The sequence below is a fragment of the Salinarchaeum sp. IM2453 genome, from assembly GCF_019693215.1.
Lineage (GTDB): Archaea > Halobacteriota > Halobacteria > Halobacteriales > Salinarchaeaceae > IM2453.
In genome coordinates this window covers 1,544,359-1,564,329 of sequence record NZ_CP081183.1, presented here as the reverse complement: position 1 = coordinate 1,564,329, position 19,971 = coordinate 1,544,359, and the positions used below count along the sequence as shown (strand labels likewise).

Here is a 19,971-nt window from a genome sequence, read left to right as displayed (position 1 = left end):
CAAATATGTCAAAAAATCATATTAGCGCGCAGATGCCGATTAGCCAGTCAGAGCTTGCAAACGTGTATAAGCTCCTCAGTGAGGCGTATATTCGGCCACCGACAGAAGAACTGTGTAATGGATTTAGACGGTGGTACAATGAAGTTAATAAGCAACAGACAGCTCTGTGGGAGGCGCTTGAGAACGTTGCTAATGGGAATGCTAGCAAACTTGCCTCAGAATACACTCGCTTGATTCAGGGATATCATCAGAGCTGTTCACCTCATCCCCCGCACGAATCTGTATATCGTGATGGACGGTTACAGGGTCCTGCATCAGTTGCAGTAGAACAACTATATGCAGATGCTGGATTATCGTATGACGGGCCGCCAGAGCAGATTGATCACCTCGGGACGGAATTACTATTTATGAGCCAACTCTGTGAACTGGAAAAGAAGAATGCTCAAAAGCAGTTCCTTGAAAATCATCTCACTGAGTGGATAAGTGACTACTATACAGAAGCAAAGTCATATGATCCACCAAAGTTCTACGTAGGTGTATTTGATCTCACACAGGAGACAGTTAAGATACATAAAGAGAATCTAGACGCTGGTTCAGTGGGATAAGTGACCCACAGAACTGATCACCAAACCTAAGCTATTCAACTGTCCAGCGCACGACGGCTCCGGCCCTATCAATAAAATCGAATCCTGACCTAAATGGATGACTGGTGTATCCGTTGAAAAGAGTCACAGCCAGAGTAGGATTAAGTTATTACGTATCAGCATACTATACCTTCCTGATGGACGGTGAGGATCAATTTAATCGATTATTCATTGACAGTCGCGTAAATGCGATACTCAGCTGGATCCTTGTCGGGATTTTTGGTTTGGTAATAATTGAAAGCGCAATCACCGATGATCTGCGTTGGGTTATATTTACAACAGCACTGTTTGCAATCGTAATTATACCACCAGTACATGCTCGATCGGCAAACGTGATGTTACCGTGGGAACTGTTGCTACTAGCTTCGATACCGGTCACGGTTCGGGCGCTGGAGGTTTCTGCGTTAGCAAATCTGTTTACCACATATTTGTCGATCAGTGCTGTTGCACTAATTATTATTTCACAATTACATGTATTATCATCTGTTCGGGTGACCCACTGGTTCGCAATTCTAACAGTCGTGCTGGCAACCTTAGCTGCGGCTGGAGCATGGGCAATAATCCGCTGGAATTTGGATCAGTACACCGGAACAGAATTCCTGACAGACAACACAGCACTAATGGTTGAGTTTGGGTGGGCAGTAGTCGCTGGGTTGTTTGCAGGGGTCCTTTTTGAGTTATACTTCCGGCCACGAGCACAACGGCTTCGGCGTCAGCTTCGGGGGGTGCTACCACGATGAGTTGGAAAACAATTCCAACTCGGGCACTTCCGCCGCGAAGACAGCGTACTGCTACACGGATCATGCAGGCAATCTTACTTGGGCTACTTGTCCATGGACTATACACCGGAGCACCAAAGACAATCACTAATGCAGGAATCGGATTGGTGATTACATTTCTCCCAGCAATTATTCGGCGAAACTACCGATTCGTTCTAAGTCCATTTCTAACACTCTGGATTACCGCAGCAGTGTTTTTCCATTCGCTGGGATCAGCCGGATTATACGCGCAAATTGAGTGGTGGGATCACCTGACTCACACACTTTCAGCTTCGGTTGTCGCTGCAATTGGATATGTAACAGTCCGAATTATTGATTTACATCATGATGAGATCCATCTTCCAAGGCGGTTCATATTTGCATACATAATCATCTTTGTAATGGCGTTTGGCGTTATCTGGGAATTATTCGAGTTTGGGCTCGATGTGTTTGCTGACCAAACAGGTTTGACAATGCCACTTGCACAACTCGGATTAGAAGATACCGTTGTTGATATGATGTATAATACGTTGGGAGCGATTATTGTTGCTACACTTGGGCAAGCATACCTATCAGGTGTTTCAAAAGAAGTCAGAACGCAGCTATTCGGTACACCAGAAAATCCTGAAGATGGAGTCCGATAAGACAAGAACTCGTATAACCAGATCTTCTCTTAGTTTGTATTCTCAAAGTATCGATCCGGAAGATATGAATGTAGCTCTTTTGGAAGTTGTGGGAAAAGCCACCCAGCCGCCTTGGCAAGGGGCTTGCGGAGTGTTGCATAGATGACCCCAACAACAAGTAACCCTAGGACGAGTAGACTAATCGGACCATCAAACAGCAAAAGTGGTCCACTTGCCAGCCCGCCGGCAAGAGCTGCGTCTTCAGGAGCTCCATCATACCGGATAAGACGTTTGGGTTCGAGCCATTTGTCATGGTAGTGATCATATACAGCTCGATCAGAATTACCCTCCCAAGGCTCTAACTCAAGACCAGCCCCAATGACATCCGAGACAGCATGCAGTGCTGCTCCAATGAGAAACATTGCAATTGCTACAGTTACAGTTGTTGTCCAAGCAGCAGCAACAGCAGCAGCAAGAATAGCCACTGCAGATCCATATACAGGATAGTGCAGTAGCTTGCGGTGCCCGGTGTATAGATCGAGATCAGGGAATAATCCCCCAATCAGTCCGGCAAGGGCACCAACAACGGCAAATTCTGGAGCGAGCACGAGTAATGGAACTGCGGCGGCAGCTCCAGCAATCGCGTGCGTAATTGCCATCATAGTACTATAGATAGGGCTGGAGAGCGAATAAGTTTATTGGTATGACATATAATAACATTCATACGTTGTCCATAGAAGGTCAGAATCACCACTGATAAGAGAGGGTAGACAGAATATGTGCAAGTAATGATTACAGAACGACTACCTTATCCAAGGGCGAATGGAGTCTTACTGGTCATTGCTGGAATCGTACATATACTGGCGCCACGTCTTTTACTTAAAATGGCTGAGAAAGGATATAAAATGGCACTCGCCGTTGACTTTACGCCAAATAGCCGATCAACACGGCGCGTTCGGGCCGTTGGAATAGGGATGGTACTTGCTGGCCTGCATTTGCTTTATCACGGCAGCAACTGACTATTTGACGATTGATCAACAACGGTCGCACCGTAGGCAATGAGCGCACCGAGGATGATAAGGCCAAGACCAATTGAGCCCACAAGGCTAATTCCATAGAAAACAAGGATTGGGATTCCCCCAGCGATGAACGCAAGTCCACCATAGAATGCACGTTTATCACTCATAAGTAAATCTCACGTATCGACTGGTATAACGGTTTGTGTTCAATATTGAGTTCTGTTTAGCAGGCATCCAGACGGAGGGATAGTCTCTGTGCTACCAGTGCAATGGTTATACACATTGGCCTCATAAATGTAACATGAACAAAACAGAAACACCAACAGGCCCCGTTCAATTGAGCGATGCAGATGAGCTAAATGAGTTTATCGAAGAGCACGATCGAGTGATGGTCGAGTTCTATACAGAGGGGTGTGGGATTTGCGCGAGTATGGAACCAGTAATCGGGTTAATTGCACAAACTACGTCAGTTGCCGTCGGAACGGTTAATCCGCGGGACGATCCGAGTCTAATCGATAACTATACTATCAAAAGCGTTCCAAAGTTCATATTGTTTGAGGAAGGCAAAATAATTGATGAACGCGCAGATGGACATATCGAGGCAGACAATCTGAGAGAATGGATCGACGAATCATTTACCAGCACAAATGAAGACACGATATGACTCAACATACCGCGATATCCGAGCCAGAAGTAGTGATAATCGAAGACGAACAAAGTTTAGCAGATTTGTTTGCACAAACACTTGAAGATCAGTATACAGTAAAAGTCGCATACAACGGGGAAGAAGGCCTTGAGCAAATTGATCACACAACGGATCTCGTATTACTAGATCGGCGGATGCCTAATATGAATGGAAAGACGGTGTTGCGGAAGGCCCGGCAAGCAGGATATGACTGTCGAGTAGTTATGGTAACTGCAGTTGACCCAGAGTTTGATATCGTGGATATGGAATTCGAAGGATATCTTATCAAACCAGTAAGCCAAGAAGAACTTACGGCAACAGTTAACGAGCAGCTTATGTATGCGGCATATGATCAGAAAATCAAACAGTACACGCGTGTTCGGTCTAAAATTAACGTATTACAAGAATCAAAGTCAAGTATCGCCCTTGATGAGGATGAGCGATTTGAGCAATTACAGGCGAAAGCAGATGCAATCAAAGAAGAGATTGAGCGATTGCTTGCAGATCATAGCGAAGCAGTGACACCACATCAATAACAGTTACACACCTCCGAGAGATTTGGATTCAAGAGGAATAATGATGTTCGTCGCTCAATACCGGCATTCATTAGCAACATAGGACAGTTTGACCTCCTCCCACGACTGAAGTCGTGGGATTCCTCCGTGGGTAATCCACCCAGATTGATTACCCCGGCTGTGAACGTGCGGGTTCGCTGATGCACCTTTGGCCCCCAAACGGGGGTGTGGCGTGTTGGGTATCCACTCGGTGTTGCCCTCCCAAGAAGGGAGTGACACTCACGGGCGTCCAGCACCGTGAGCAGCGGGCCGGGCCATCGGCCCCACTCCCCGTTACAGCCACACGTGGGGAGCGCTTGGGTGACATGCCAACCGCTGCTGGTTGGGCTGCGAAGGTGTGTGAATGTAAGAGTTGAGACGCACTCGTGGCCAGCTTGAGCGTGAGCACGTTCCCCGCAGCAGCATGTCGCATGCCTACCAACTCATAATATTTCGCATAGAATAAACGTTGGGATTACAACCGGTCTATGTCACGTTGTTTGTGACATATCATGTCGGCTTCATCCACACCCCTGAAGGGGTGGGCTTTCGCCTCGCTACCGCTGTAATAAGAGAGTCATTCTGCAATCCAACCAATTAGGAACTGCGGGAGATAAATAGAGGTATGAATAGAGAGGAAGCTGCATGGAAGACAATTAAAGAAAAGAGTGCATACCAATGTCCAGGGTTTGAAATAATCAATAAAGTCATCGAGCTCCCGAACGGGACACAAACAGACTTTGATTATCTTTCCGAACCACCTGCGGTTGTTATTCTTCCGTTTATCGATGAAGAAAAAGTGATTACGATTAAGGAGTGGCGAGAACCAGTACAGCGTGTTAACTGGGGCATACCAGTTGGAACAATGGAGCCAGACGAAGCACCGGATGTTGCTGCAAAGCGGGAACTACAAGAAGAAACAGGATATGAAGCAGAATCAATGGAGCACATGATTACACTTGAGCCAGTAAATGGGGTTGCAGATACTGTACACCACTATTTCATCGCTCACAATTGTGCTCCGACAGCACAGCAGAAACTCGATGAAGATGAACAGATTGAGGTTGATATTGTTAATGTTGATAAAGTTGCCACTGCTGCATTGACTGGGAAATTGAGGGATGGACGAGCAGTAACAGCCATGTATCGATACCTACTCAAAGACAAAGTGAACTAGTACATATCAAAGGTTTCTGTGAATCCAAAACGTCGCAGAAACACCATCGAGATGACTGATATCCATGGATCCATGTTTTGAAATAAATAGTACGGATGCTGCCGGGCGTATCGGAACACTGACAGTCCCACGTAATGGACAGGAAGTAACGACACCAGCACTGCTACCAGTAATTAATCCGGGAATTAAGACAATTCCTCCAAGTGAGATGGAGTCTGAGTTTGGTGCTGAAATCCTCATTACAAATTCTTATATTATTCATTCAAACGAGGAACTGCGAGAGGAGGCACTGGAACATGGTCTACACGACTGGCTTGATTTCACAGGGGCAATTATGACTGACTCAGGGTCATTTCAACTCTCAGAGTATGGGTCTATTTCAGTCACAACTGAGGAAATCCTACAGTTTCAGCATGATATTGGAACAGATATTGCAACGCCCATAGATATTCCAACTCCACCGGATGTTGATCGCTCCCGGGCAGAATCGGAGCTACAAACAACACTCGATCGTCTAGAGATAGCAGAGTCGTTCGATACAGGAGAGATGCTCGTTACTGGACCGGTTCAAGGGTCGACATATCCAGATTTACGTACAAAAGCGGGAAAAAGAGCTAAGAGATTCGACTTAGATGTCTACCCGATTGGAGCAGTTGTTCCACTACTTGAGGAATATCGATTTGCCGATATTATCGACCTTGTAGTGGCATCAAAGAAAGGCCTACAGCCAGATGCACCGGTCCACTTGTTTGGGGCAGGCCATCCGATGATGTTTGCACTAACTGCGGCTGCTGGATGCGATCTATTTGATTCAGCTGCCTATGCACTATATGCCCGGGACGGACGGTATTTGACCGTACGCGGTACAAAACATCTCGAAGATTTACGATGGCTTCCATGTTCGTGTCCAGTATGCACGGAGTACAGTGCTAAGGAACTTCAAGAAACAACTGAGAAACGCCAAGAAGAGTTGTTAGCACGACATAATTTATATGTGAGCTTTGAGGAGATAGATCGGGTAAAGCAGGCAATCCATCAAGGTAATCTTCTAGAGCTTGTCGAAAAACGAGCACGAGCACATCCTGCAATTCTTGATGGATATCGAAGGTTGCTTGACCACGCTGGATGGCTTGAGCGGTCAGATCCAGCAACAAAAGAGACGTTTTTCTACCTCTCTTCAGACAGCGCTCAGCGGCCGGAGATCTATCGACACCAAGAGCGGCTGGATCGAATATCAATCACTGGGACAGATGTACTGCTAACAGAGGGAGAGGAACATGAGAGATACGACCAATGTCTTCAGATAAAACCACCATTCGGGCCTGTCCCGAAGACGCTGGCACAGATGTATCCATTTACAGCTGAGGTTCCAGACCAGCTCGATCAACAAGGATATGACCAGACAGCACAGGCAGTGCGAGAATTAGCAGAACAACATTCAGATGTCTCATTCACTGTTGCACACGACAACTGGCCAGAAAGCGCATTAGGTATTCTACCAGACAGTATTGATACATATAACCTGACAGGAAGTGTAGGCAGTGATAGATAATAGACCTCTCTCCACAACTTCTGAATCCATTGTCTTAATGTTCCGGAAACGTCGGTCCAGCGCACAATACAGAGTGTGCATTTTGGGCTTGTTCTTACGAGATCCTAACGACAGAAGGCAGTAGGGCTGTCTCAAGGCCATATATCAACCCACCACAGTCTACAGAGAAAGCAGGCAGATCGGGGCTTAGCCCCGGAACAGTTCACTTTATGCCAAGGTATTGGATGGTGTATCGATATTCTCATTCCGCTTGGTGCCTGCAAACAAAGTATGACCGATTATTTTGAGGTTCACAGCCGGGACGGGGCAGCCAGAATTGGCGAATTACGACTTGAATCGTCCCGAATGACTCCAGCACTTATTGACGACCTGATCGAAGATGGAGGAAGTCTCTGGAGCAGTGATCGTGAAGTTCCAGTAGGAGATCCGTCGAAGATTACGGTGTTACCACATAGAGGCATGCCATCTGGAACGCCAACAGAGATTCAGCAGGCGTTTCAGCCTGAAGTTCCAGATATTGACAATCCAAGTGCTGCTGTTGTCTCTGAGGTAGTTCCTGATGAGCAAGTAACAGACGTATACATACTTTCAGCACCACAGACATTAGTCGGGCATGCACCATCGTTTGTGGATGCTGTTATTTCACTACGAGATCAGATTCCGGCAGACACCGCATTATATTTTCCAAGCGTTGCAACGCCTAAGAATATTGGAATTCTTTGCTATGCTGGGGTTGACTTATTCGACACGGACCGAGTAGAGCTACAAGGGCTACAGGGGGAGTACCTAACTGTTGATGAGACTATCGAACTCAGTGAGCTTGAAGAGCTGCCCTGTGCGTGTTCTGCATGTCAACAGCCTGTTGAGGAGTTTGGACGGAGGGATTGTGCAGAACACAATAAGAATTTGCTTACAAGCCAGCTAAAACGAATTCGACGATATATCAAACGAGGACAACTACGAGATTATTTGGAAGGACAGACAAGGTACGAACAGTGGCACACAGAAACACTTCGGCGCTTTGATCAACAGTGGGATTACCTCGAACAGAGGATGCCAGTTATTCGAGATGCAGAAATAACAGCTGCGACTGATGATACATTGAATCGGGTCGAGATTCAGCGCTTCGCGAGTCGCGTAATTAATCGATATCAGGCTAGATTAGATGACCATCCACTAGTATTAGTGCCATGCTCGGCTAAGAAACCATATAGTACCTCAAATAGCCATCGGCAGTTCCACGATGCAATCAGTTATCGGGGCCACATTGTTACGCTTACCAGCCCACTAGGAATTATTCCGAATGAGTTAGAATTGACTTACCCTGCACAACATTACGACACCGTAGTGACTGGTGACTGGAGTGAAACAGAGATTAACTTCGTAACAGAATTATTGACAGCATATCTTGAGAACACAGATTATCCAGAGATTATCGCACATGCACCAGAAGACGGATACAAGCCGATTATTGACCAAGCTGTATCAACAGATAACGTCACATACACTGTTGACGGGCACCCAACAGACGAACAGTCATTAGCAAACCTGTCGGCAGCCCTTGATGGGATAGAAAGTTATCGACGGGAACGACGACGAAAGGCAACAATCCAAGCGATTGCGGACTATATGTTTGGCCCGGGAGCGGGGGATGTCTTGTTTGACCAGATTGAAGTACAGGGTCGATATCCAGAGTTGCGAGCGATAAATGAGGATGGAACGCAACTGGCTACAATTGTTGCTAAGTATGGAATCCTATCACTGACACTGGAAGGAGCTAAACAGTGGACCAACTCATCAGTTCCAACAAAGTACGTAGAGATTGATGACTTTGTGCCACATGGAAGTGTACTTGCCCCGGGTGTGGTCGATGCCACGGACACTATTCGCCCAGGAGATGAAGTTATTATTGAGGGAGAAAGCGCCTTCGGAGTCGGACGAGCAGAGATGTCTGGGAAAGAAATGGTGGAGAGTACCCGAGGAGTTGCATCAAAAGTAAGGCATATAGAAGAACAATAGATTTTTTCTGGTTGAGACGGTTTGACAACCGATTAGAGAATAAACGCGAAGGATATACGGGCTGAGCAATTACCACGGTATAATGAGCAGCCTAGAGACATATACGAGAGGATATGGGATGGCAGCCCATAATGAAGTGATGACGCGGATGCGGGAAGAGAAAGATCCGGATATAACCGCGGATGAGCCAACACGGGTGTGGACGGATCAGGATCTTACACCTGATGGTGTATATGAAAGTTTAACAATTGTGCTCAATACAGGCGGTTGTCGGTGGGCAGCTCAAGGGGGCTGCACAATGTGCGGATATGTTGCTGAAACAATAGAAGAAATCAGCGACGACAATCTCCGCTCCCAGATCGAAGCAGCATTAGAATATGAAAGCCAACAGTTAGACGAGAAAGCAAAGCAGGTGAAAGTCTACAGTTCAGGCTCTGTCCTTGATAATCAAGAGGTTTCACCGACAATTCGTGAGGAACTCGCAGAGACGTTCGCTGATCGAGAGCGAATTGTTGTAGAATCGATGCCGAGCTACATCAAAGAGTCACGAGTTGAACCATTCATTCAACAAGGATTAGCAGTTGATGTTGCAATTGGACTGGAGACAAGCTCTGATCGTATCCGCCGTGACACTATCAACAAGGCATTTGATTTTGAGCATTTCAAAGCAGCATGTCAGAGTGCAAGGTCTGCAGGAGCAGGAGTCAAGGCGTACCTGCTCATGAAGCCGCCGTTCCTTACGGAGTCTGAAGCCATTGAAGATATGATCCAATCAATTCAAGATTGTGCAGAGATTGATGGTTGTCACACCGTCTCGATGAATCCAACAAACGTTCAACGATACACGCTTGTCGATGAGTTGTACTATCGACGAGGATATCGACCACCGTGGCTGTGGTCGGTAGCACGCGTGCTAAAAAAGACTGCTGAGGAAGACATTACCGTCGTTTCAGATCCAGTTGGTGCTGGGTCGGACAGGGGACCACACAACTGTGGTGAATGCGACACAAAGGTGAAGCGATCAATCAAAGATTTTTCACTTCGTCAAGATCCGTCAGTGTTTGAACAGGTGGATTGTGGGTGTAAACAAGTGTGGACTGAGGTCCATAAGCGAGAGACTGGATATAACCAGCCATTAGTTCAGTGATTACTGAATCAATCCTTTGAGAATACCCTGCCCGTCTGTATTTCCAAGTTCAGGGAGAGATGCGCGTTCAGGATGGGGCATCAGGACGGCTGTTGTTGCATTTGCTCCAGTAATACCCGCGATGTTCTCTTTAGATCCGTTCGGATTAGCGGCATCAGAGATGGTTCCATCAGGTTCACAGTACCGGAACAAAACTCGATCTTCTTCGTTGAGCATAGCAATTGTTTCATCGTCGGCCTCAAATCGTCCTTCACCGTGGGCAATTGGGAGCGTCAGAACGTCGCCTTCTTCATATGCCGATGTAAATGGTGTATCAGTAGTTTCAACTCGGACATTGATACGGTCACATCGGAACCGAGCGTGATCATTCACAGTAAATGCTCCAGGGACAAGACCGGCTTCAGCTCCGATCTGTGCGCCATTACAAACACCAAGAACAGGGATTCCATTTTCTGCAGCCTCAATAACCTCATTCATAACAGGTGCCCGAGCGGCCATAGCGCCAGCTCTAAGATAGTCACCATATGAGAATCCTCCAGGAAGGATTACTCCGGTTGTGTTCTCTGGAAGCCCGTCATCGTGCCAAACAATCTCTGCATTAACACCGAGGTGTTCGAACGCACGATGCGCATCTCGATCGCAGTTCGATCCGCCAAAACGGATAATTGCAACGGTCATAACTCGGTAATCTCAATATCGTAGTCGTGAATTGTCGGGTTTGCTAGTAGCCGTTCTGTCATCTCAGTAACGCGCTCATGTGCAGCTTCTTCTGTTTCGGCTTCAAGATCAATTTCGTACTGATCCGAAAAGCGTAGATCATCCAACTCGAAATCAAGCCGTTCCAGTGCTCGTTGAGTAGTCTTTGCTTCCGGATCAAGGACGCCGTTTTTCAACCGCACATGCACCGTTGCGGTAAACTGACTCATTATACGTAGGTCATCTGGCAGTATGCAAAACTCTTGTGTATCCGCCATCAGGAAGCTACCAGAAATAGTGTAGGAACTCACAGCAGAACGTCGAGTTACTTATTAAGATAGCGATCAGGAGATGAAGAGGCAACTGCTGCCAATTGATTACCTCCTGCCACAATGGATTCTCGAGTTAGTGAATAGAGAATTCCGTCTGTGTCAGTACAGACAGTTTCCAGCACTTCATAGGTTGTTGGGTCAACAATTTTGCCAAGTTCAATATTTGCTTCAACGTGTTCACCGACTTGGACATCACCGGTAAGAACAAAGAGTCCAGGATGATCAGCATAGACTCGACCATCAACGTTAGCGCGAATGGTTTGTTCGGTTGGAACAGCGGGATCATCTGAAAGTAGATCTAGGTGTCGAAGAATGTTGGTCACACCAGAAACACCAAGTTCAACAGTCGCATTCACAAGTTGACGGCTCACGCCTAGTTCAGGCGTGATTGCTGGGATACCAGCATCGAGGGCAGCAATACGGAGTTTTCGATCAAAACCTCGGTACTTCCATTCATCGTCGCCATCATCTGGGACTGGTTCAGCAAGTAATAAGTCAGTTCCAAATGCTTTGGCAAGTTCTTTACTTTGCGAATCGCCAGCTGTATAGACAACATGTGGAGCAGTTGACGGAGAACCTGTATGTAAATCAACGACGGCATCAGCTGATTCAATATGATCCCAGAGCGCTGCCGCCATTCGCTGGTGAATCCCACCGCGTTCGTCACCAGGCCAGACACGATTCATGTTTGGGTTAATCCGATCAAGCGGTTCTGGGACAATGTACGACTGGTGGTCGAAAGTGAGTGGGTTTGCAAGTGGTACAGCGACAACAGTTCCACGAAGAGACTTGGATGTAAGCTGATGGTGGAGACGCCGAAGAACATCCACACCATTAATCTCACGTCCATGCTGACCAGCCTGTACATACACCGTAGGGCCAGTGGTGTCTCCTATATATGTATGAATGGTAGTCGTTACATCAACCCCTGAAGGAAGAGTCGCCAACGTAACCTGCTTGGCTTCATGGCTAGTCATCGTTTCATATAATCAACACCAAGACATATTGTCTTTCGGCTTGCGTCAAAGTATGCTACTCACTGATAAATAGAACACACATCGCTGTGTGTCAACTGCCTCGGCGTCAAGCCCCGAGGCTTGTTAGTGGACTCCCGTTCTAACCAAAGATGACTCGGTAGGTATGGTCTGACCATTCACGTTCAACGTCCCTAACTTCGAGGGATGGTCGACAGACAGCCCGTAACTCACAACGCTTCTGGCTGTGAGTCACTATTGTTAGTTACGTTTTCAAACCATTTAGATAGATTGTATTTGATCATGTGTCGGCTTCCTACACGGGGGCAAGTCGTTCGAGAATCTCCGATTCTCGTGATCACGGAAATCAAACATCTCCGGACGACCCCGTGGCATCCGCCTTGATTCTTCTGTGAAATTTCTGGAGTCAACGGGACTATCAGTCAGAAAGACGGCATCGTTCTGAATATGTTGCCTCATCAACGGACGTAATCGTTGGGGTATCTGAACAGACAGGACATTCGGGATTCTGCTTGATTTCAATCGGGTCGAAGCTCATCTCCTCGGCGTCATAATAGATCATACGACCGTTGAGAGAGTTCCCATGATCAAGAAGGAGCTTAATTACCTCAGTCGCTTGGATGCAGCCAATAGTTCCGGGGACGATCCCAAGGACACCAGCAGTTGCACAGTCGGGGACAGCACCCTCTGGTGGTGCCTCTGGGAAAAGACATCGATAGCAAGGACCGTCACTGGTAAACGTTGCTGCCTGTCCTTCAAACTGGTACACTGCCCCGTGAACATACGGGATGCCAGCAAGCATGCATGCATCGTTAATCAAGTACCGTGTTGTGAAGTTATCCGAGGCATCTACGACCACATCGTGACCGTGAGTTAGATCAGTTACATTCTCTTGGTTGAGTCGGGTTTGTCGAGTCGTAACCGTGACATCTGGATTTAACTCTGCCAGATATTCGGCAGCACTCTCAACTTTTGCACGACCAATATCAGAAACACCATGAATGATCTGTCGTTGAAGATTGGATCGTTCGACAGTGTCATCGTCAACAATTGTTATATCGCCGACACCTGCAGCTCCAAGATACTGTAAAATCGGGGATCCCAGTCCACCGGCTCCAACGACAAGAACAGAACTATGTAAAAGGGTCTGTTGACCTTCTGGTCCGACTTCGTCCATAATAATGTGACGTGAATACCGATCTAGTTGATCAGTCGAAAGATTAAGTTCGGTCATGCTGTTTGCATAGCGCTCCGGTAACAAACAGTTGTTGCTGAGTTACTCGGAACTGCAAGATATGTTGTACGCATCGCGTGCCTCTTTTTGAGCGAGGCGAACCCATTGAGCGCTTGTATCTGCAAACTCCGCGCCAGATACCGGAATAAAATCATCATCATGTTTCTCAAATGTTGCAGAATGGGTACCATCAGACACCTCAACTAATGTTTCTGGGCCGGAGAAGTCAACCGGACGGACAGAAAATGAAAGGAGATGGTCTGAACCATCTGATGGTGGAGAAACTTCGGGAAGTGTCTCAAGCGCAGGATAGACAAGGTCAGTCCACCATACATCTGGATAAGTATATTGAGCATGCGTATTTGGGAATACCTCCTCGTGAACCGCCTCGGGGTCAAGCCCAGAGGCTTCTTCCCGTGGATTAGTCGGACACGCCTCGGATACCATTGGTCTGGTCGCCTCGAACGGTATCAAAGGCCACGGTCGGGCCGTCCACAGGCCCCGATGCCTGCCGTCGCAACTCCCATTTCCGCACCTGCGGGAGTGTGTTGAGAGCAGGCACATTTCTGTCCTCTTGCTTTTTCAACCACTTCTGTGCGACACTTACGCCAGCGCCACGGTCGGCGTGGTCTTGATGATCGCACTCACAGCACTTGAACCGCTTCTTGTGGCGGTTCGCCCGTTCTGTGTGTCCACACAGCGGGCATTGCTGGCTGGTGTACTCCGGGTCAACGTCATCTGAAGGAATGCCACGCCATGCGGCTTTGTACGTGATAAAGTCCCGAAGTTTGGCGAACGGTAGCGAGTGCAGACGGCGGTTCATACGAGTCCCGTACTCGATGTCATCTCTCATGTCTTTGAGGTCTTCAAAGACAATTACAGGACTGTCGAACCGGTGAATCCACTTGACCACCCGCCGTGACACCGTGTGTAACTGGTCGTGAACGAACCGTTGTTCCTTGTCACGGAACACGTCATTGAATGCGGTCTGTCCGGCTTCTTGCATCCGTTTCCGCATCGTGAAGTACCGGTGACGTTCTTCCTTGATTTCTGGGTAGTCAATAACGACCGAATCCTCGATTCCGCTTTCAGTCAGTGCCGCTAGCGCAACACAGTCTTCGTTAATATCGACGCCAATGACCGTTTCTGCCGCTTCTTTTGCACCAACTTCGGCGGTTTCGTTCGTCACGGTAACGTGCAATTCTTCGCGTCCGTTTCGGCAGAGTGCTTCAGCAGTGCCAACGTGCCAGTCATCATTTTCGATTGCCTTTGTGAGCAGGTCGAACTGGTCTTGCGTACCACGAAGCTCGCCTTTGACGTGGTTGTACGGTTTCGCTGAAATACGGAACCGTACTATTTCATCTTCGAGAAAGAGGTTGTAGCCTTCGCCGTAGTTCATCCGCAACGGGAACGGCTCGTGTTTGTACCACGGTCGTCCCCAGTCGTCGTTATCGTAGTAGTTGTTGAGTGCGTCGAAGGCTTTGTCGATGATTCGCTGTGCGGTGTTTTGCACGAGGTCGGCGTTCTGCTCAACAACATCTTCAATCTCGTCCCAGTCCCACCCGTCATAGTTGAGTCTAATACTTCGTTGAACACGCGGCGGCACTCCAAGCGAGCGTCATCGAGTAGGCTCTCGTTGCCACTCTGCACGTCCAGCGGGAACACGAGTGTCTTTGTGAGAGCCGGTGTCTGCGTCATTCGTCGTTATTTTCGGTGGGTTCTGAGATACGAACAACTTTCACGTCAGCCCCACGCCAGCGTTTTGGAACGGTAACGTGGGCACTATTCCCGAACTCCTTGACTTCAGCATCAAGGACTTCTTCGCCGTCGATTTCAAATCGATTTCCCATGCAAAAGTATATATTTTGGATATACTTGAAAATAGCGGGGTTGAGTCACTGGAGCGTACGGCCTTCACCTTCGGGGTCAAGCCCCGAGGCACTCGGCCTGCTCCACCTGTAGAGATCTTTAGTCGTTGCATCAGGATTGTTCTCAAGATATTCAGTTGACCGTGAGACCGCTTTTTGCTCTTTTGGTGTGAGAGTCATACCGTTGGGGAGATCAATATGCAGTGAGTTTGGAGCTACGAGACGTTTTGATCGGGGCCGATCCCACTCTTCAGGAGTTTTCTGTGGATATACAGAGTTCTGGGTTTGATATTGATCTGTAGAATCTGGTTGGCTACTAAGAGCATACCATGTCAGACCAAAGACTCCAAACAGTAAGGTAATGAGGACACATTTGATAGTACGACGGTTGCTTACTTCAGTGTGAGCACCGACTCCAGCAGCGAGAAGAGTGTGAGCAAGAGCGGTAATTCCAATGTACAGTTCAAGCATGAGGGAAGGCAACTACTCTTCTACAATTTCTATACCGCGGTTTTTGATTGCGTCAGGGTTGAGCCCAATTTCTTCCAAGAATTGTGAGTATTCTCGTTCGCATTGCTCAGCCGATTGCTGTTTCTCAGAGGCGCGATCACAGAGAGCGGTGAGGTTTTCGGGAACATCATTCGTATAGACAATCCAGTGGTTAATCAAGTCACTTAACCGGCGGATTGGACTGGTAAAGTGCCCATAGATTTCAAAGTTCAGTGCATGATGTCCAGAGAAGGGATCACTCATATATTTTGCACGGGGCATCACTTTCATCACAGCCCATTGGATTTTATTGAGTTGCCGATCTGGTGCCTGTTCAAGCGTCGCATTAACAGCTTTTCGTGGCTCGTCCCATTTGTCACCAGGGACAGAAACACCATCCAAGTCCTGAATCTCTCGCAACGCTTCACTCCATTCATCGGGAGACGGTTGGGGATGAACTCTGTACATTGCCTCAACACCACGGTCCCACATTAGTTCGTGAGTCACCGCTTTGTTAGCTTTAAGCATGCACTCTTCAATGATCGTATGTGCACGATCACGTCGCGGATTGAGAACAAGTGAACCGTCCTCTTTACGCTGCTCGTGCATCTGATCAGCAAGCTCCCAGACAAGGTGGTTCTTTTTGGCAAGACGTGAGCTGTCCTCAACAAACTCGTCTGCTGCAGAAGCGTCATCCAGTATGTTCTCACAGTCAGTGTATGTCAGTCGCGCATCACTGCGGATGACAGATTTATAGATATCGATTGTCTCATACGAGAGCGTTTCTTTGTCAAGATGCATTTCAACAGTATGAGCCAAGCGATCTTCGTTCGGCACAAGTGAGCAGACGGTCTCTGCCAACACTGGCGGAAGCATGTGTATAGTGTATCCTGGGAGATAGGCCGTGTTTGCACGTTCGACAGCATTGTCCCACATTGCTGTGTCTGGATTCACGTAATGAGATACATCAGCAATGTGAACCCAGAGTACATACTCATCATCATGCTCTTCGATTGATATTGCATCATCGAAGTCTTGGGCATCAATTGGATCAGTTGTCCAAGTCAGCAAATCACGCAAGTCACGGCGCTCGTCGACCTCAGAAGCGATTTCCTCTTCAAGATCTTCAGTGCGAGCGTTAGCTTCCTCAATTACTTCAGGAGGGAATTGGTCTGGAATATCAAACTTGTCGAGCAGTTCATCACGCTTATTCTCGATGTGACGAGCCATTTCTTCGTCAATCTCAACTGGCCCTTGGGACTCTGCGGTCCCAGCATCAGCCTGCGCATCGGTCATATACGTACATATGAGAGACACCTTAATCAGTTCTCGGTAATACAAAAACTAATAGCCAAAAAATACGGTCAACACGTTTTTCTCTTGTGCGTGCGTTATATTAAGTATGAATCGCGATGACCCATTTGATGATATCTTCGATGAGATTGAGCGCCTCATGGACGAGATGATGAACGACACCGGTCAAATTGAGCCAGAGGAGTCTGGATTTGGAATGGATATTCACGTTAATGTTCACGAGACTGATGAAGAGATCCGTGTCGTTGCAGATGTACCCGGAATTGAGCAAGACGATCTAAGCTTAATGTGTGATGGAGAGGTACTGACTATCGAGGTAAAAACACCGGATCGGGAGACAGAAGAACGAATCAGCCTACCAGGAAAAGTCGATGAGCACTCCGCAGCAGCAACGTTTAATAACGGGATCTTGGAAGTGAGTTTTGACCGAATTGATGACTCGGCAAATATCAGTTTCGAGTGACTAAATCAAGGTCGTCGTTGTCGACATATCAATCTACTTGACGTTTAATCGATTCGGCTAATTGATCATAGAAGCCATCAACATATTTATCAGCTGTATCAATAGTTGGACGGGCGTTTGTCTCTGTTATGTATGTATCATTCTGAGTGACGAGCATATCAATACCAACAAATGGTATCGATAGTTCCGTTGCTACATTCTCGGCGATCCGCTGTAGTTCTGATTCAAGATCAATTGTCTGAGCAGTTGCTCCTCGATGGACGTTTCGAACAAACCGCTCATTATCTGTATCAGAGAAAGTTCGTTCAACAGCACCGACATATTCACCATCGAGCACCATGACACGAATATCTCGAGCGTTAGGGATATACTCCTGAATGAGGTATGATCGATCATCTGTAGCTGGAAACTCATGAATCAGGTCGAGATAATCAGTCACACCGTACAACTCATCAACTGAATTTATCCGGGTTATACCGACACCCCGGGTAGTTGAATTTGGCTTGATAAGTGCCGGAGACCCGAGTTGCTCGAACGCTGACTTAACGGTCGATTTATCGATAGGATTTGACAACATAATCGTTGATGGTACCGAGAATCCAGCACGGTCAAGTCGGACAAGTACCTCTGCCTTATTCCGAGACCGAAGAATCGCTGATCGGTCATTAAGCCATGGAATAGACAAGTGGGCATCAACAGCACCACCTTCCATTAATCGGCCAGGGAAGACAAATCCCACATCAAATGAATCAAAAACAGTATCATCAGTTAGTGGAAGCGCGCGCTGGGATGTGTCAATATATGTGGCCTCAATCCCGCGGTCAGCAAGAGGCTGGGACATCCGGCGGAATGTCTCCGTCTTTGTTGTGACCGCAAGTCGGAGCATTCACGAAATGAGCTTCTCCTCACCGCGCTCAACGACAACGCGACACGGTGGAGAGATTTTGTTATAGGCGCGACGGAAGGCTTCCTTCACAACTGGTGCTTGATCGACATCACAGTATGCGGTGAAGATTCGTTCACCAGCGTCGATTCGAGCGGCAGTTCCAACAATTTTACCAAATGCCTGACGCATTCCGTCAGAAACACGATCTGCTCCAGCACCGGTTGCCTGCTTGTTCTCACGGATAACGTGGTGTGGGAACTTCCGCAGGATCATCTTGTAGTTGCCTTCGCCAAGCTCTTGGATTAGATACCGGTTGGCGGACAAGCGGGATGCTTCCATAGAGTCATGGCGAAGCTGTACTTCCTCCTCGGTAACAAGGCTAATCTGAACCGGATAATCTTCCGCGTCAGATTGATTGTCACCCATATGATGCTGTGCGATTTTTGAGCCCGGGATGCCACTAATGTACTCCCGCCGAGTATATGGCGGCTTGCTAATTTCCCGGTACATTGAGGCGGGTTTATCTACCATAGTTAGTACTGTAACATCACGTTGAGTATTCCTTTAACACCTTCGAAGCACGGTCAATCATCGGCCGATGCAACCTGTAATCCTTCGATTTGAGTCCCATTGTCCCTACACTGCTCAAGAGCATGCTTTGCATCCATTCCTGCATCTGTTGCCTGGGTGCCCATTCCGACTCCAACTTGGAAAGGAATGTCGTGCTGTTCTAAAACGTGGTCAAGAGCATCTTGATAATCTTGCTGTGATAAGGAAGGGGGACAAATTGCAATGACATTATCCCCACCGACGAAGTACGCAAGTGCGTCTTTTTGCTGGTAGAGGAATGAAGAAAGCGATAAAGCGGCTGTGCCAACTTGAAGCATTGCGCCATGTGCATCTATCTGGTCGGTCATCGTAGAGGTTACGTCAACAATGTCAAAGTGTGCAATCTGCATCTCGTCAGGAGAGTCGAGTGTATTTCCAACTAACTCAGCAGTTCGGTCCGGATCCTGTGCACTGCCAGTGGATTGTAGTTGTTGTGTTGCATCTGTAAGCGCAGCAGTTGGTGTCTGTCCGGTTCCAATACCTGCACTAACGGTAACAGGATATGAATCAGCAATGCGCTGTTGAATTGCACGGTGGGCAGTACGATCTATCCCGTGGGTCAGTGCTACAATGTTGTCAAACCGACCGAAGAAAGTGTACCCATCGTATTCACCGATTGCCTCTACAAGGTCAGCATAAAGCCGAGACTGAAGTGCTTGAAGAACAGGCTCCGGTTGTGGGTGAGGCGTTGTTGTCCAGGGACCGTAATTATCCAACTGGAACAGCGAAATCTGAAACGACGTCACGCATTAATGTTGAAGATGGGAGATTATTATTTTTGTTATCTATGTCGGTGTTGAGAAAGCTCGGATGGGAAAAACCAACGGAAAATCAGTCATCAAGGTTATAACACATAAACAAATATTAATTGCCTCGAAGGGAATCCCGATGCACTCTGTCTGTTTTT

24 protein-coding genes and 1 pseudogene are annotated in these 19,971 nt (G+C 47.5%); 11 read left to right on the top strand and 14 right to left on the bottom strand.

Annotation, left to right across the window (positions count from 1 at the left end):
- Window positions 1–5: 5 nt before the first annotated feature.
- The 3 genes from K0C01_RS07535 (at window position 6) to K0C01_RS07525 (ending at window position 2,046) form a co-directional block, all read left to right on the top strand.
- The gene (locus K0C01_RS07535) at window positions 6–605 is read left to right on the top strand and encodes a TorD/DmsD family molecular chaperone (protein WP_221169103.1); all 600 of its coding nucleotides are present in this window, start codon (window positions 6–8) and stop codon (window positions 603–605) included.
- Between the two features lie 176 nt (window positions 606–781).
- Window positions 782–1,384, top strand: a complete 603-nt coding sequence (locus K0C01_RS07530) for a hypothetical protein (protein ID WP_221169102.1) — start codon at window positions 782–784, stop codon at window positions 1,382–1,384.
- On the top strand, window positions 1,381–2,046 hold the full coding sequence (locus K0C01_RS07525; protein WP_255568238.1) for a DUF2238 domain-containing protein: 666 nt from the start codon (window positions 1,381–1,383) through the stop codon (window positions 2,044–2,046). Before K0C01_RS07530 ends, K0C01_RS07525 begins: the two co-directional genes overlap by 4 nt.
- A 29-nt stretch (window positions 2,047–2,075) precedes the next feature.
- Here K0C01_RS07525 and K0C01_RS07520 read toward each other — a convergent pair whose 3' ends face one another.
- Window positions 2,076–2,687 (bottom strand): metal-dependent hydrolase, encoded by a 612-nt coding sequence (locus tag K0C01_RS07520; protein WP_221169101.1) that lies wholly within the window; start codon window positions 2,685–2,687, stop codon window positions 2,076–2,078.
- Between the two features lie 126 nt (window positions 2,688–2,813).
- Here K0C01_RS07520 and K0C01_RS07515 point away from each other — a divergent pair, with 126 nt between their 5' ends.
- Window positions 2,814–3,044, top strand: coding sequence for a hypothetical protein (locus K0C01_RS07515; RefSeq protein ID WP_221169100.1), 231 nt, complete (start codon window positions 2,814–2,816; stop codon window positions 3,042–3,044).
- Here K0C01_RS07515 and K0C01_RS07510 read toward each other — a convergent pair.
- Window positions 3,029–3,211 carry a hypothetical protein gene (locus K0C01_RS07510; protein WP_221169099.1) on the bottom strand — a complete coding sequence of 61 codons (183 nt, stop codon included), beginning with the start codon at window positions 3,209–3,211 and terminating at the stop codon, window positions 3,029–3,031. The genes K0C01_RS07515 and K0C01_RS07510 overlap by 16 nt on opposite strands.
- Before the next feature lie 134 nt (window positions 3,212–3,345).
- Here K0C01_RS07510 and K0C01_RS07505 point away from each other — a divergent pair, with 134 nt between their 5' ends.
- The 6 genes from K0C01_RS07505 (at window position 3,346) to K0C01_RS07480 (ending at window position 10,178) form a co-directional block, all read left to right on the top strand.
- Window positions 3,346–3,708 (top strand): thioredoxin family protein, encoded by a 363-nt coding sequence (locus K0C01_RS07505; protein WP_221169098.1) that lies wholly within the window; start codon window positions 3,346–3,348, stop codon window positions 3,706–3,708.
- Window positions 3,705–4,265 (top strand): response regulator, encoded by a 561-nt coding sequence (locus tag K0C01_RS07500; protein WP_221169097.1) that lies wholly within the window; start codon window positions 3,705–3,707, stop codon window positions 4,263–4,265. The genes K0C01_RS07505 and K0C01_RS07500 overlap by 4 nt, the downstream gene beginning before the upstream one ends.
- A gap of 643 nt (window positions 4,266–4,908) precedes the next feature.
- Window positions 4,909–5,460 carry an NUDIX hydrolase gene (locus K0C01_RS07495; protein ID WP_221169096.1) on the top strand — a complete coding sequence of 184 codons (552 nt, stop codon included), beginning with the start codon at window positions 4,909–4,911 and terminating at the stop codon, window positions 5,458–5,460.
- Window positions 5,461–5,524: 64 nt separating this feature from the next.
- Window positions 5,525–7,012, top strand: a complete 1,488-nt coding sequence (tgtA, locus tag K0C01_RS07490) for a tRNA guanosine(15) transglycosylase TgtA (RefSeq protein WP_221169095.1) — start codon at window positions 5,525–5,527, stop codon at window positions 7,010–7,012.
- A 270-nt stretch (window positions 7,013–7,282) separates the two neighbouring features.
- Window positions 7,283–9,031 (top strand): archaeosine synthase subunit alpha, encoded by a 1,749-nt coding sequence (gene arcS, locus K0C01_RS07485; RefSeq protein ID WP_221169094.1) that lies wholly within the window; start codon window positions 7,283–7,285, stop codon window positions 9,029–9,031.
- Between the two features lie 82 nt (window positions 9,032–9,113).
- Window positions 9,114–10,178, top strand: coding sequence for an archaeosine biosynthesis radical SAM protein RaSEA (locus K0C01_RS07480; protein WP_221169093.1), 1,065 nt, complete (start codon window positions 9,114–9,116; stop codon window positions 10,176–10,178).
- Here the strand turns inward: K0C01_RS07480 and purQ are convergent, their stop codons facing one another.
- From purQ to K0C01_RS07435, 9 genes and pseudogenes are all read right to left on the bottom strand, one after another.
- On the bottom strand, window positions 10,179–10,856 hold the full coding sequence (gene purQ / locus K0C01_RS07475; protein WP_221169092.1) for a phosphoribosylformylglycinamidine synthase I: 678 nt from the start codon (window positions 10,854–10,856) through the stop codon (window positions 10,179–10,181). It lies immediately after the preceding gene.
- Complete coding sequence (gene purS / locus K0C01_RS07470) at window positions 10,853–11,104, bottom strand: phosphoribosylformylglycinamidine synthase subunit PurS (protein ID WP_221169091.1); 252 nt, start codon at window positions 11,102–11,104, stop codon at window positions 10,853–10,855. The genes purQ and purS overlap by 4 nt, the downstream gene beginning before the upstream one ends.
- Window positions 11,105–11,199: 95 nt before the next feature.
- Window positions 11,200–12,183, bottom strand: coding sequence for a succinylglutamate desuccinylase/aspartoacylase family protein (locus K0C01_RS07465; protein WP_221169090.1), 984 nt, complete (start codon window positions 12,181–12,183; stop codon window positions 11,200–11,202).
- A 436-nt stretch (window positions 12,184–12,619) separates the two neighbouring features.
- On the bottom strand, window positions 12,620–13,435 hold the full coding sequence (locus K0C01_RS07460) for an SAMP-activating enzyme E1 (protein ID WP_221169089.1): 816 nt from the start codon (window positions 13,433–13,435) through the stop codon (window positions 12,620–12,622).
- 42 nt (window positions 13,436–13,477) lie between these two features.
- A complete protein-coding gene (locus K0C01_RS07455; RefSeq protein WP_221169088.1) occupies window positions 13,478–13,882 on the bottom strand; it encodes a hypothetical protein in 405 nt (134 codons plus the stop codon).
- Window positions 13,857–15,133 (bottom strand): annotated as a pseudogene (locus K0C01_RS07450) (RNA-guided endonuclease TnpB family protein). Before K0C01_RS07450 ends, K0C01_RS07455 begins: the two are co-directional and overlap by 26 nt.
- Window positions 15,130–15,285, bottom strand: coding sequence for a DUF2080 family transposase-associated protein (locus K0C01_RS07445; RefSeq protein WP_221169087.1), 156 nt, complete (start codon window positions 15,283–15,285; stop codon window positions 15,130–15,132). Before K0C01_RS07445 ends, K0C01_RS07450 begins: the two are co-directional and overlap by 4 nt.
- A gap of 45 nt (window positions 15,286–15,330) precedes the next feature.
- Window positions 15,331–15,774, bottom strand: coding sequence for a hypothetical protein (locus tag K0C01_RS07440; RefSeq protein WP_221169086.1), 444 nt, complete (start codon window positions 15,772–15,774; stop codon window positions 15,331–15,333).
- 12 nt (window positions 15,775–15,786) lie between these two features.
- Window positions 15,787–17,088: an RNB domain-containing ribonuclease gene (locus tag K0C01_RS07435; RefSeq protein ID WP_221169085.1), complete on the bottom strand. Its 1,302-nt coding sequence runs from the start codon at window positions 17,086–17,088 to the stop codon at window positions 15,787–15,789.
- Window positions 17,089–17,194: 106 nt separating this feature from the next.
- Here K0C01_RS07435 and K0C01_RS07430 point away from each other — a divergent pair, with 106 nt between their 5' ends.
- Entirely contained in the window at window positions 17,195–17,569 is a 375-nt protein-coding gene (locus K0C01_RS07430) for an Hsp20/alpha crystallin family protein (protein ID WP_259372357.1), read from the top strand.
- 28 nt (window positions 17,570–17,597) lie between these two features.
- Here K0C01_RS07430 and K0C01_RS07425 read toward each other — a convergent pair whose 3' ends face one another.
- The 3 genes from K0C01_RS07425 to K0C01_RS07415 are packed head-to-tail and all read right to left on the bottom strand — an operon-like array spanning window position 17,598 to window position 19,810.
- Window positions 17,598–18,455, bottom strand: coding sequence for an ATP-grasp domain-containing protein (locus K0C01_RS07425; protein ID WP_221169084.1), 858 nt, complete (start codon window positions 18,453–18,455; stop codon window positions 17,598–17,600).
- Window positions 18,456–18,986: a 50S ribosomal protein L16 gene (locus K0C01_RS07420; protein WP_221169083.1), complete on the bottom strand. Its 531-nt coding sequence runs from the start codon at window positions 18,984–18,986 to the stop codon at window positions 18,456–18,458.
- Window positions 18,987–19,039: 53 nt separating this feature from the next.
- Window positions 19,040–19,810 (bottom strand): GTP cyclohydrolase IIa, encoded by a 771-nt coding sequence (locus tag K0C01_RS07415; protein ID WP_221169082.1) that lies wholly within the window; start codon window positions 19,808–19,810, stop codon window positions 19,040–19,042.
- Window positions 19,811–19,971: the final 161 nt, after the last annotated feature.